This is a genomic window from Sodalis sp. RH16 (assembly GCF_047324245.1).
Lineage (GTDB): Bacteria > Pseudomonadota > Gammaproteobacteria > Enterobacterales > Enterobacteriaceae > Acerihabitans > Acerihabitans ligni.
Map to the genome: position 1 here is coordinate 2,931,370 of NZ_CP178737.1, position 12,644 is coordinate 2,944,013.

The 12,644-nt window shown below is 55.6% G+C and carries 13 protein-coding genes; 11 read left to right on the forward strand and 2 right to left on the reverse strand.

Annotated elements, in window-relative coordinates; translation table 11 throughout:
* The first annotated feature begins 54 nt into the window (after positions 1-54).
* The 8 genes from ACL2XJ_RS13470 (at position 55) to ACL2XJ_RS13505 (ending at position 8,822) form a co-directional block, all read left to right on the forward strand.
* The gene (locus tag ACL2XJ_RS13470; RefSeq protein ID WP_132923125.1) at positions 55-1,047 is read left to right on the forward strand and encodes an autoinducer 2 ABC transporter substrate-binding protein; all 993 of its coding nucleotides are present in this window, start codon (positions 55-57) and stop codon (positions 1,045-1,047) included.
* A 61-nt stretch (positions 1,048-1,108) separates the two neighbouring features.
* Positions 1,109-2,590, forward strand: coding sequence for a sugar ABC transporter ATP-binding protein (locus tag ACL2XJ_RS13475; RefSeq protein ID WP_413726744.1), 1,482 nt, complete (start codon positions 1,109-1,111; stop codon positions 2,588-2,590).
* A 38-nt stretch (positions 2,591-2,628) separates the two neighbouring features.
* A complete protein-coding gene (locus tag ACL2XJ_RS13480; RefSeq protein ID WP_132923123.1) occupies positions 2,629-3,648 on the forward strand; it encodes an ABC transporter permease in 1,020 nt (339 codons plus the stop codon).
* A complete protein-coding gene (locus tag ACL2XJ_RS13485; RefSeq protein ID WP_132923122.1) occupies positions 3,645-4,679 on the forward strand; it encodes an ABC transporter permease in 1,035 nt (344 codons plus the stop codon). The genes ACL2XJ_RS13480 and ACL2XJ_RS13485 overlap by 4 nt, the downstream gene beginning before the upstream one ends.
* An 83-nt stretch (positions 4,680-4,762) precedes the next feature.
* Positions 4,763-5,674, forward strand: a complete 912-nt coding sequence (gene mak, locus ACL2XJ_RS13490) for a fructokinase (protein ID WP_413726745.1) — start codon at positions 4,763-4,765, stop codon at positions 5,672-5,674.
* A 103-nt stretch (positions 5,675-5,777) separates the two neighbouring features.
* Positions 5,778-5,978, forward strand: coding sequence for a hypothetical protein (locus ACL2XJ_RS13495; RefSeq protein WP_132923120.1), 201 nt, complete (start codon positions 5,778-5,780; stop codon positions 5,976-5,978).
* Positions 5,979-6,366: 388 nt separating this feature from the next.
* On the forward strand, positions 6,367-7,527 hold the full coding sequence (locus ACL2XJ_RS13500) for a mandelate racemase/muconate lactonizing enzyme family protein (protein WP_413726746.1): 1,161 nt from the start codon (positions 6,367-6,369) through the stop codon (positions 7,525-7,527).
* Positions 7,521-8,822: an MFS transporter gene (locus tag ACL2XJ_RS13505; protein ID WP_413726747.1), complete on the forward strand. Its 1,302-nt coding sequence runs from the start codon at positions 7,521-7,523 to the stop codon at positions 8,820-8,822. The genes ACL2XJ_RS13500 and ACL2XJ_RS13505 overlap by 7 nt, the downstream gene beginning before the upstream one ends.
* Here the strand turns inward: ACL2XJ_RS13505 and ACL2XJ_RS13510 are convergent.
* Entirely contained in the window at positions 8,803-9,048 is a 246-nt protein-coding gene (locus ACL2XJ_RS13510; protein ID WP_413726748.1) for a hypothetical protein, read from the reverse strand. The genes ACL2XJ_RS13505 and ACL2XJ_RS13510 overlap by 20 nt on opposite strands.
* 212 nt (positions 9,049-9,260) lie before the next feature.
* On the opposite strand from ACL2XJ_RS13510, the gene ACL2XJ_RS13515 reads away from it, so the two are divergent.
* The 3 genes from ACL2XJ_RS13515 (at position 9,261) to ACL2XJ_RS13525 (ending at position 11,208) form a co-directional block, all read left to right on the forward strand.
* Positions 9,261-9,497, forward strand: coding sequence for a ParD-like family protein (locus ACL2XJ_RS13515; RefSeq protein ID WP_132923117.1), 237 nt, complete (start codon positions 9,261-9,263; stop codon positions 9,495-9,497).
* Positions 9,466-9,795 (forward strand): type II toxin-antitoxin system RelE/ParE family toxin, encoded by a 330-nt coding sequence (locus ACL2XJ_RS13520; RefSeq protein WP_203522588.1) that lies wholly within the window; start codon positions 9,466-9,468, stop codon positions 9,793-9,795. Before ACL2XJ_RS13515 ends, ACL2XJ_RS13520 begins: the two co-directional genes overlap by 32 nt.
* Positions 9,796-9,927: 132 nt before the next feature.
* Positions 9,928-11,208, forward strand: coding sequence for a type II restriction endonuclease (locus ACL2XJ_RS13525; protein WP_413726749.1), 1,281 nt, complete (start codon positions 9,928-9,930; stop codon positions 11,206-11,208).
* Positions 11,209-11,331: 123 nt separating this feature from the next.
* Here ACL2XJ_RS13525 and ACL2XJ_RS13530 read toward each other — a convergent pair whose 3' ends face one another.
* Positions 11,332-12,636, reverse strand: a complete 1,305-nt coding sequence (locus ACL2XJ_RS13530; RefSeq protein WP_413726750.1) for a lactate racemase domain-containing protein — start codon at positions 12,634-12,636, stop codon at positions 11,332-11,334.
* Between the last annotated feature and the right edge of the window lie 8 nt (positions 12,637-12,644).

A 12,644-nucleotide genomic window follows, 5' to 3' on the forward strand; every position in this document is an offset into this window, starting at 1 on the left:
TGCAACTCGTAGTATTGAGGATAAAGAGCATATTGTCAGTCATGAGGAATAAACATGAAAAAACTCAACGCAATTGCGCTGTGCCTGCTGCTTGGCGCCGCCATCAATACCTATCCTATGATCGCCAACGCCGCGGGCGAGCAGCAATTAACCATGGTCGGTATTCCGAAATTACGTTCTGCCTGGTTTAACGATTATGAAAAAGGGTTAAAAAAAGCCGGCAAGGATTTCGGCGTCAATGTTTACCAGCAGGCGCCCGCGTCCCCGGATGAAGCGCAACAGGTCCGTATTATTGAAGACTCCATCAGCCAGGGGGTTAACGCGGTACTGGTGGTGCCGAATAACGCCAGCTCCTGTGAGCCGGTTTTCGCCCGCGCCCATGATAAAGGCATCGTGGTCATTACCCATGAGTCGGTGAACCAGCCTAACGCCGATTTTGACGTGGAAATGATCGAAAACGAAAAATTCGGCAAATACATGCTGGATCAGTTCGCCCAGCATGTGAACGGCAGCGGCGAATACGCCATTTATGTCGGTTCGTTAACGGTGCCCGCCCACAATATCTGGGCGGATGCGGCGATAAAAGAAGCAAAGGCGAAATACCCCAATCTGAAGCTGGTGGCCGAGCGTTTCCCCGTCAGCGAGGATCGCAACGCCTCGCGTCAGAAGACCCTGGAACTGCTCTCCACCTATCCCGATCTGAAAGGCGTAATTTCATTCGGCAGCCAGGGTGGGCCGGGGGCGGCGCAGGCGCTGCGGGAGAAGGGCCTGGTGGGTAAATTGACCGTCATGGGCACCACCTCCCCCAAAGAGGGGGCGTCATTCCTGAAAGACGGTTCGCTGACCGAGCTGATTTTGTGGAGCCCGGGCGATGCCGCGTATTCCATGACCTATATCGCCAAAATGATCGCTGAAGGCAAGCGCGATCAGATTAAAAACGGACTGGAAATCCCCGGCATCGGCAAACCGGATATCAACGGTAAAAACATTATTTTTGATAAACCGCTCACCGTGACCAAAGACAACTACAGCAAATACGATTTTTAATCGGACGCCTGGACAGGGGCGGACTGCGCCGTGCCCCTGTCTGCCGCCGGAGGACCCTACAATGCAATTTCTTGCCGCTGAACATATTACCAAGACCTTTGACGGGGTGACCGCCCTGAATGATGTCAGTTTCGACATCAATGTCGGGGAAATTCATGGATTGGTGGGTGAAAACGGCTGCGGCAAATCCACCTTGATGAAAATCATCGCCGGCGTGCTGGATTTCCATCGCGGCACCCTGCGGATCAACGGCCGCCAAATGGATAAATATTCCGCCATTGAAGCGGTAAAGCAAGGTATCGGCATCATCTATCAGGATCTGTCGCTGTTTCCCAATCTGACGGTATTGGAAAATATTTATATCAGTCAAATGGTGAATGACAATAAATCACTCGTGTTTTCATCGGCCTATAAAGACAAGGTCGGGACGATTATCCAGCAATTGGGCATCAGCCTCGATCTGGAGGCGGATGTGGATGATTTGCCCATCGCCAAGCAGCAACTGGTGGCCATTGCCCGCGCGCTGATTAATGACTCACGGCTGATTATTCTGGATGAGCCCACCACGGCGTTGACCCGTACCGAAATCAAGCATCTCTTCGCCATCCTCAACCGTCTGCGCACGCAGGGCATATCGTTTATTTTTATCAGCCACAAGCTTAATGAACTACTGGAAATCTGCGATCGCATTACCGTGATGCGCGACGGCAAATTAATCGACACGGTGGACGGCGGCGAAGCCACCACGGCAAAAATCGAAGCCTTGATGCTGGGTTATGAACTGACCTATCCCCCGCGGCAAACCCATGCTACGGACGAGGTGCTGCTCAGGGTGCGCGGCCTGTGTAAAAAAAACAGCTTTCAGGATATCAGTTTTGATTTGCATAAAGGCGAAGTGCTGGGCATCGCCGGATTATTGGGCGCCGGCCGTACCGAACTTGCCCTGGCGCTGTTTGGCATAGAACCGGCGCAAAGCGGCGAAATCTTTATTGAAAGCCGTCCGGTGGTCATCGGGAGCGTCGGCACCGCCGTGGCCAACGGCATCGCTTACGTGCCGGAGGACAGATTACTGCAGGGGCTGGTGATGCAGCAAAGCATCGCCGCCAACGCCGCGCTCTGCTCATTGAAATCCTATCTTAACCCGTTGGGACTGCTGGACGGCGGCAAGATGCGCCGTGCGGTGAGCGGCCTGCTCAAAGGCATGCAGGTGAAGTATGACAATATGGATAAAGAGATCAGAATGCTTTCCGGCGGTAACCAGCAGAAGGTGGTGCTGGCGAAATGGCTCGCCACCCATCCGCGGATTTTCATCCTGGACAGCCCGACGGTGGGCATAGACGTGGGGGCAAAAAGCTATATCTACCAAACGGTGAAAGAGAAGGCCGCCGAGGGCATGGGGATTGTGTTTATTTCCGATGAACTGCCCGAGCTGTTGGCCAATTGCGACCGGATTATCATGATGAACCGGGGCCGTTTCGGTAAGGAATATGCCACCGATGCCATTGATAATGAAACATTGCAGCAAGAAATGGAAAACGTCTGATGTCGTCGGTGTAAAAAAGCGGGTGAGGTTATTTTATTATGGATATGACCAAAATGTTCAAATCGCGGGAGTGGCTGCTGCTCTTGCTGATTATAGTATTCTCCATTGCCATTACCTATATCAATCCGGCATTTATGTCGCTGGATAATATTGCAGATTTACTCAAGGCAAACACGGTATTGGGCATTTTCGCCCTGGGTGTTCTGCTGGTCTTGATTTCCGGCGGATTCGACGTTTCTTTCACCGCCATCGCCCAGGTGGTGCAATATGCCGTGGTCTATTACTTCCTGCAGGCCAATCTGGATAACATCTATCTGGCGATACTGTGCAGCATCATAATCGGTGGGGTGATGGGGTCGCTGAACGGCGTGATCATTTATTATTTCAAGATTACCGCGATCATTGTCACCATCGCCACCAACAGCCTGTTCTACGGCCTGTTATACGTCGTGACCCAGGGCGATCTGATTTATGATATTCCGCCGTCGTTCCTGGGGTTGGCTGAGCTGAAAATTTTTCCGATGCATGCCGCCAACGGCGCATTGTACGGGATCAGTTTTGTCACCTGCCTGTGGTTCCTGCTGGCGCTGGGCATGCATTTATTCCTGCGCCATACCGTGCTGGGGCGCAGCGTGTATGCCATCGGCGGCAATCCCGTTTCGGCGGAACGAGTGGGGTTCAACCTTAAAAAAACCACGCTGTTTATCTATACCCTGGTGGGCGCCATTTCCGGCTTTGCCAGTATTGTCCAGGTGTCGATTGTGCAAACCGTCATTCCCAATTCCATCGTCGGTTCGGAACTGCAGGTGATTGCCGCCGTGGTCCTGGGCGGGGCTTCGGTTACCGGCGGCCGCGGCAGCGTAGCGGGGACCCTGCTGGGAGTGCTGTTGTTCTCCATTCTCAGCAACAGCCTGACCCTCATGAAAATATCCCCCTATTACTACAACGTGTTCACCGGCCTGGTGATTTTATTCAGCGTCGCCGTTAATGCTGTGCAGGTTATCAGACAACGGCGTTCCCGCGTGCGGGTGCTGGTGGATATCAAGGAGCCCTCATGAAAGCGATAGCAGTCGATAAAAAGCAACCGGGCAGAGCGCCGTTGCCGCCGATTATCCGCGAAAACGCCTCGCTATATCTGGTGTTGGCGGCGGTATTCCTGTTGATGTATAGCCTTAACGGCGCCAAGTTTTTAAGCGTGCAGAATTTCAGCTCCATGGCGTATCAGCTGCCCATCGTCGGTTTTTTGTCCCTGGGGATGATGATATCCATGCTGTCGGGGGGGATTAACCTGTCGATTATCGCCACCACCAATCTGAACGGCATCGTGATCGCGCTGTTTTTGCAATCGTTCGCTCCCCAAGGCATGAAGCTGGCGTCGGGGGAAATGATTGCCCTGGCGATTGCGCTGGGGCTGGCGGCCTGCGTGCTGGTGGGGGTGATAAACGGTTTACTGATTGCCTTGCTGAAGATCCCGGATATTTTGGTGACCCTTGGCACCATGACCCTGATTTCCGGCTTGAACGTGGTTTTCACCAAAGGCTACACCATTACCGGCTTTCCGGCGGGGTTGGTGAATATCGGCAACGGCCAGAGTTTCGGCGTGCCCAATTCCCTGTTCCTGTTTGTGGCCGCCGCCATTGTCGCGTCGGTCATCCTGAACAAAACCCGCTTTGGTTTTAACCTTTATATGATGGGTTCCAATCCGGTGGCGGCCCGTTTTTCCAATATCAGTATCGTCAAGGTTACGGTTATTCAGTATGTGCTGTCGTCCTGTTTCGCCGCCCTTACCGCGCTGGTGATGATTGGCCAGCTGAACTCGGTCAAGGCCAGCTATGCCGATTCCTACCTGCTGGTGGCGGTATTGGCGGCGTTTCTCGGCAAGGTCAGCCCGTTTGGCGGTTTCGGCCGGGTGTCGGGGGTTGTGCTGGCGGTCATCATTTTGCAATTGATTTCCAGCGGCCTGAATCTGATGCGCCTGGATCCGTTCATGATCACGGCAACCTGGGGCGGTATCATTATTATTATCGTGCTGTGCCGCGGGCTTTTTTCCGCTATCAACCGGCAAATGAAACAGCGTCGCCGGGTTTAGCGCCGGCATGGAGCCGGTTGTCGCTGTCCCGGCGCATCGTCAACATTTGCTGCATACGGCATTTAAAAATAAAGGCTTATCCTATGTATATCGGTATTGATTTGGGCGGCACTAAAACGGAAGTCATTGCTCTTGAAGCGGATGGGCGGGAATTGTACCGGCACCGGGTGCCGACGCCGCGTAATGATTATGATCAAACACTTATCGCCATTCGCGATCTCATTTTACTGGCGGAGCGGGAGACGGGACAGCAGGGCACCATCGGCATCGGTATTCCCGGTACGGTCTCGCAGTTAACCGGAAAAATCAAAAACGCCAATTCGGTATGGCTGAACGGCCGCTTTTTCGAGCAGGATTTAGCCGCGCTGCTGCAACGCCCGTTCAAGGTCGCCAATGACGCCAACTGCCTGGCGATTTCAGAAGCCACCGATGGCGCCGGGGCCGGGGTGGAAATCGTATTCGCGGTGATTATCGGCACCGGCTGCGGCGGGGGCTTGGCCATCAATACCCGCGTTTATCAGGGAAGCAGCGGTATTGCCGGCGAATGGGGACATAATCCTTTACCCTGGCCCGACGAGGTGGAACAGGTGTATCAGCGTGAGGTGCCCTGCTACTGCGGCAAGGTGGGGTGCAACGAAACCTTTATCTCCGGTACCGGTTTTGCCACCGCCTATCGGCGCATCAGCGGCAAATCCCTGCCGGGAGATGAGATAGCCCGCCTGGCCGAGGCCGGCGACGCAGCCGCCGGGCAAGCGTTACAGCAGTATGAAATGCGGCTGGCCAAGGCGCTGGCCGGGGTCGTGAATATCATCGACCCGGGAGTCATCGTGCTGGGAGGCGGTATGAGCAATGTGGATCGATTATATTCCACCCTGCCGACGCTGATGCCGCAATGGATTTTCGGCGGGGAATTCTCCACCCCCATCCGTAAAGCGAAACACGGCGACTCAAGCGGGGTGCGGGGAGCGGCCTGGCTGCCTAAATTAATGGGCTGATGGCGCGGTCTCGCTTGTGTGATAAGGGCGATAATAACTAAAGCCATTAGCATAATTAGGGCTATGCTTACCTCATCATGATAAGTATAGGGAGCAGCGTTTTATGACAACCCCAAATAATCCCGCGCCAGCGGACCAAAAACCGGACCAAAAACCCGAAGATGTGACCGTCAGCGAAGGCCTGGCCAAAATACTTGAAGCGGACGCGCTGCTGACGCCGGAACAGGAGAATGCCATGGCGGATAAAGCCAGGGCGGCCGCCAAAGAGAGCCAGGATGCCCACAATAATCACCGGGATGAGTAATCACGGGCAACCGATAACGCCTTTGCGTCTTGTGTAACGTTGAATCCGGGCCGATTCGTCGCCCGGTTTCAGGCTTTGATGCCGGGTCCCTACGGCCCGGTTTTCCCCAAACATCCCGTCATTGTCTTATAGCCGATAGCCATTTTTTTCCTGCCGGAAACCCTCCGCTATTTTCGTGATTTAGCTCTCTTCATCTCATACATTTGCACAAAGAAATTGCCTGCGCCCGCTTTAATGCTGTGCCCTTGACCGGTGTCGCCGGCACATCCGCCCTCTATAATCACTCATGTGACAATGCTTTAACATTATTGATATAAAACCCTGTTGAAGACCTTTGCAAACCAGCGATGCATGACTGCCCGAAGGTTCTCTACATGAGGCACCCGTGATGAAAATTACCGACATTGAAGTGATGCGCCTGGCGATGCCTTTTACTTCCGGTAGAAGCAGCGACCGGCAAAAGGGTTCGGCGGAGGATGCCTATAACGCCGCCTCCCCGGAGCTGACCCGTATGGAAACCCTGCTGGTGCGGCTGACGGCGGACAATGGTTTGCAAGGATGGGGCGAGGGTTTCGGCCATCTTTCCAACCCGGTGACCTTTGCCGCGCTGGAGGGGCCGGTGGGGCGGTTTTTCCTTGGACAAACCTTTGCGGACACGCCGGAGGGAGTAGGGCAGCTGATGGATCGGGCGCAACGCGCTTTCCACGCCTTTGGACGCAGCGGACCGGTGCAATTTGCCCTGTCGGCCCTGGATATCGCGCTGTGGGATCTTTGCGCCCAGGCGGCGGGGATGCCGCTCTGGCAATTGCTCGGGGCGCCGCGCCGGGAGATTGGCGTCTATGCCAGTCTGGTGAGCTATGGCAACGATCCCGCGCAGGTGGCTGCCCATGCCATGCGCGCTTACGGCCAAGGCTTTCGGTCCATCAAACTCCATGAAACCGAGTACCGGGCCATTGCGGCGGCCCGTGATGCGCTGCCGGCCGATGCGCGGTTAATGGTGGACGTTAATTGCCCGTGGACGGTAGAGGAAGCGTGCCGGCAAGCCCGGTCGCTCAACGAACTGGGACTGGCCTGGCTGGAAGAGCCGGTATGGCCGCCGGATGATTTGGCCGGGCTGGCGGCGGTAAAGGCCTGCGGGACCCCGGTGGCCGCCGGGGAAAATGCCCAGGGGGTGGAGGGTTTCAGGCAACTGTTTGAAGCCGGCGCCGTAAGCGTAGCCCAGCCCAGCGTGGCGAAAATAGGCGGCATCAGCGCCGCGCTGGAGGTTTATCGTCTGGCGCAGCAGTATCGGGTAAAAGTGGTGCCGCACTGTTTTTATTACGGTGCGGCCCTGATGGCCACCGCGCATCTGGTGGCTACCCTGCCGGAAGACGTTGCGCTGGAAGTGCCTTATCTGCAATGGCCCGAACCGCTGTATGCCGAACTGGATTTCCAGCCGCGCCTGCGTCTGGCCGATACGCCGGGTTTGGGTTTCCGGCCCGCTGAAGATATTCTGCGCCGTTATCGCATTGCCCATCGAACCCTCTCGTCGGAGATGACCTCATGCTAAAACATAAATATCGCTTGGTGGTGGCGCTGTTGCTGTTTTTCGCCGGTATGCTGAATTATCTGGACCGGTCGGCGCTGTCGGTGATGGCGCCGTTGATAAAAAAGGATTTGCACATCGATGATGCGCAAATGGGCATTCTGTTCAGCTTCTTCTTTGTGGGCTACTGCCTGTTCTGTTTTGTCGGCGGATGGGGCGCGGATAAATTCGGCCCGCGGCGGGTTTATGCCTGGGCGGCCGGCGTCTGGTCATTTTTCTGCGGCGCCACGGCGCTTGCCACCGGTTTTGGCTATCTGATGTTCGTGCGGATTCTGTTCGGCATCGGCGAAGGCCCCATGGGCACCACCACCAATAAATCCATTTCAAATTGGTTTCCCCGTAAGGAAGTAGGGCGGGCGGTGGGTTTTACCAATGCCGGCCAGCCGCTGGGCGCTGCTATCTCGGCGCCCATCGTCGGCCTGGTGGGGCTTAACTTCGGTTGGCGCATTTCATTTCTGGTTATTGCCCTGCTGGGGTTTATCTGGCTGGGCTGCTGGCTGATTTTCTTTCGCGATCGGCCTGAACTGCATCGCCGGGTTTCCGCCGAGGAAGTGGCGCTTATTACCGCCGACCGCCCGGCGAATCCGGCCGCGCCGGTGCTGCCCGCCGACCTGTCGCGGCAGAAAAAGCACGGTATTTTGTTTTATGTGTTATCGATGCCGGTGCTGGGCGTGGCGGCGGCCTTTTTCTGTTTCAATTATATCCAGTTCTTTTTCCTTTCGTGGCTGCCCAGCTACCTGACGGATTATCAGCATCTGGATATCAAAAGCATGAGCATCATCGGCGTATTGCCCTGGCTGGGGGCGACGCTCGGTTTTGTCGGCGGCGGCGTGGTGTGTGACGGCATATTCAAGAAAACCGGTAACTTCCTGCTGTCGCGCAAGCTGGTGATTATCTTCGGTCTGGCCATTGCCGCGGTGTGCGTGCTGATGACCGCCTATGCGGCGACGCTTGGGTCGGCGGTGACGCTGATTACCGTGGCCAGCCTTTTTGCCTACATGACGCCTCAGGCTTGTTGGTCGCTGCTGCAGGATATTGTTCCGGCCTCCCGTATCGGCTCCGCCGGCGGCTTTGTGCATTTGCTGGCTAACCTGGCGGGAATTCTGTCGCCGAGCATTACGGGATTTCTGATCCAGTACGGCGGCGGCTACCGGTCGGCGTTTATTCTGTCCAGTATACTGGCGGTGGCGGGTATTGTGGTGATGCTGCTGTTCGTGCGTCAGCGTAAGGTGGACAGTATCAGGTTGCAGGCGGCCTGAGCTGTTGCTCTCCCTTTAACAGGTTCGCTTTGAGCTTCGGTGGTAGCGGGCCTACCGTGGCATGGGGCGCTCCGCGGCCGACAATGGCCGCTTCGACCCCATTGCCGCGGTCTCCCTTTAACAGGTCCGCATTGAGCTTCGGTGATAGCGGGCTTACCGTGGCATGGGGCGCTCCGCGGCCGACAATGGCCGCTTCGACCCCATTGCCGCGGTCTCCCTTTAACACTTCCGGTTCAAGCTTCAGTTAAGTCGGTTGGCGGTCGGCGTATGGTCTGTATGACAAGGCTGTAATGGCAGAAATGCCACATTAGGTTGCACAACGCGACCTAATGTGGCATTTTAGCGTTATGAGACGTTGCGACGCGGATCGAACTCTGTCATCTGAAGTTTGCGTTCGCCGGATGCAGTCAATAATCTATTCCGAAAGAGGTCCCCGACATGTCAATCAGTGTACGTTTAGACGATGAATTTGTTAGCGACATCAAGGTTCATGCTGAAGCGGCAAGCCGAAGCATACCCAAGCAAATTGAGCATTGGGCCAAAATAGGGCGTATTGCCGAAGAAAACCCGGATCTGCCCTATGGTTTTATTCTTGAGACGCTGTTAGCGCAGAGTGAAGTTAAAAACAATAAGGTATCCCGCTATGCCAGAAGGACAAGCCGGTCGAAGGATTGATGTATACGAGACGCGCCGTTTCTCGAAGGCCCTGGCAAAGCTGCCCAGGGATGTGCTCGCAGCCGTTGAGGACGAGATTGACGCCATCATCGCCGATCCTTCCCTCGGCGAACAGAAAAAAGGGGATTTGCGCTTCCTGCAGGTACATAAGTTTTCATTGAACAACCAATTGATGCTAATCGGGTATAGCTGGATTGAGAACCGGCTGGAACTCTACCTGCTGAGTTTTGGTACTCATGAAAATTTTTACCTGGAGCAAAAAATTCATCGTAAAGCCGATCTTAAGCTTATTGAATAACGCCGGCCTTCGGGTTGCAGAGTTTGGCGTAGCGTATAAATCAGCAGGTATTTAACCCTATTAATATTAAGGACAACCTGGCCCGTTTGGCGGTAAACTTGCCTATCGTTTGCCAGGGAGCACGTTCGGAAAATGCAAGTAGATGAAGCGGCGATGGGGCAATTGATAGAACGCTGGCGCGGCGATCCGGCCGGTACCTATCAGAGCTGGTTTTTATGGCCGGAGCGCATCAAGAATTTCCGCTCCATCCGCCGCGGGATTGCCCTGGTGGTGTCGGAAATTGAAGCCGGTACCTTCGGCAATCTGTATCGAGGTTCTTCGCTTGAGACCATCGTGCATTCCATTGCCGAACAGCGCCAGATCTTCAAAGGCGCCGATCACGCTTTTTTATGGAAGCCGAAGCTGCGCATTCCCGATATTTATGAAAATCCCGGCAATCAACGGGCGTTTGGGCATCTGCTGTTTTCCTGCGCCGGCTGTATCCACGCTGAGCAAATTATCCACGCTATCCATGATATCGACAGGCTAGGGATCAAAGGGCTGGGACCGGCGGTGGCTAATCTGCTGTATTTTCTGCACCCTACGCTTATGCCGCCGTTTAATACCGCTATCGTCAAAGGCTACAACGCGCTGACCGGCGCCAATGTGAAACTTGGCAAATGGACGGAATATCTTGCCATGCGGCAGGGCATCATGGCCCTTAACCATCGCTACGGCCCTTTGTTATCCAACGATCTTGGCGCCATGGCCGGGCTACTGTTCGATCTGGGCAATGAGCGATATCCCGCACCGCCCAGGGCTGATGACCTGGGGGCTCGGGAGCGGTGGGCGGCGGATTTGGCACAGGTGCGGGCGGAGGGCGCCGCCATGGCAAAAGCGCGGCAACAGGCCGGTGACAATGACCGTACCCATACCGAAATCCAGGGCTGGCTGCGCGATTTGGGGCTGGCCTTGGGCTACAGCGTCTGGATTGCCGCCAACGATCGCCGCCGCGCTTACGACGGCGGTGTGCTGGGACAAGGCTGCCTGGAACAGCTGCCGCCGGATATTATCGCTTCCCCGGCCGCCGATGCTATCCGCCTCATCGACGTACTTTGGCTTGACGCAGGGCGGCAGCGGGTGATGGCGGCTTTTGAAGTGGAGCATACCACCTCGATCTATTCCGGGATCGTGCGCATGCTGGATTTGGCCCTGAGCGGAGATACCCAGGCCAGCGAAGGCCTTTTCCTGGTGGCGCCCGACAATCGCGAGGCGGAAGTGCTGGCGCAGCTGCGCCGTCCGGCGTTCAGCCGGGTGGCGGATCTGCGGGTGCGCTACCTGACCTATGGCGAATTGGCGGAGAATCGCCAGGCGCTGGCGCGTTTCGGGCAAGGGATCAAAGGCATGTACGCCATTTCCAAATGCTTGCTATAACATCCTGTTCTCTAATGATTATCTTGCAATCGATTCCGCCAATGCCCATCGGTGCGGCAAATAAAGACAATAGCCGCAAAATCGCATCCCCTTACGGGGGGGCAAGAATCCCCCGTAGCTATATTAGCCAAAATCAAACCGCGTATTCACCTCATCCCGGTCGTTAAAGCTTAATTCCACCGTTTCACCGGTTATCTCCACGTCATCGCGCTTTTTCAGTTCGTCCAGGCAGGATGCGGAAACATAGATATATTCCAGATGGAGGGTGTCTTTGATCCACACCACCTTGGCCCGGTCAAATTCAATGCGATTACAGGTCTTAATGGCTACCGCCAGCGCGATGCGATCGTTGGGCAGGATTAGCGGCAGCTTGCCGGCGTTGAGATTGGAGGAGGTAATGACATTGGTGTAAAACGCCGAGAAGTCGATTTTATTGAAAAAGTTACTGGTAATGATATCGGCATTGTTGATACAGGCGGCATTGCCATGGGACTCGTCCGTCAGGTCGCGCACCCAGATTTTCTGGATGGGGGGCGCGACAAATCCCTCTTTCACATTGGTTGAATTCCGGCCGGTGACATTGGGATCCATGCCGGCGCCGCTGACCTCTTTGCCGAACCGCTCCACCACCAGCACGTCTATACTCTTTAGCAGCAGTTTTGGCAATCGGGTCTTGGCCCGTGCCAGGATCGCCGGTTCTTCCGCCGCGATATCCTCCACCGGCAGCGCGACGATTTCGCAGGTTTGGTCATAGGCGTTTTCCACCAGGCCGATGCCGATGGCTATCGGGGCCTTTTCCATCACCAGTTTCGCGGCAATGGGCATCAACTGGCCGAACGAGGGTATTTCATGGCGGTGTATGGAGCTGGCGCCTATGTGCTTGCCCAGGCCGATAACCATCATTTTCTGGATGCCGCTTTCCACCGGACCCTTGAAGTCGGTATGGGGCTTGACGCGCCCGATGGCGATTACCGCATCGCTTTCATAGGCATTTTTATCAAACCAGATCCGCAGGCCGTTTTCCAATTGTCCCAATTCAACCGTATCCATGGAGGAGACAACGGGACAGCCGACGTTACCTTCAGTAATGCCGAAGCCGGCGATGACCTGGCGCTGGCCTTCGGCGGTGGCGCCGCCGTGGCTGCCCATGGCGGGGACCACAAAGGGACTCCCGCCCCGTTGTTTTACCTCGTGCACCACGGCGGTAATAATTTCCCGCAAATTGGCGATGCCCCGGCTACCCGCGGTAAGTGCCACCCGCATCCCCGGCCGGATTTTGGCGCTCACGGCGGGTTTGGCAAATTCCGCCGCCACCTTGGCTGGAATGTTCTCTACCCGCTGGGGGTCGAATTTCTGTTTTACCCGATGCAGTCTCGGCCACGCCATATCAAAGCCGTCCTGCAGTTTTATGTCGGTATTCTCAAACATGGCCTGAC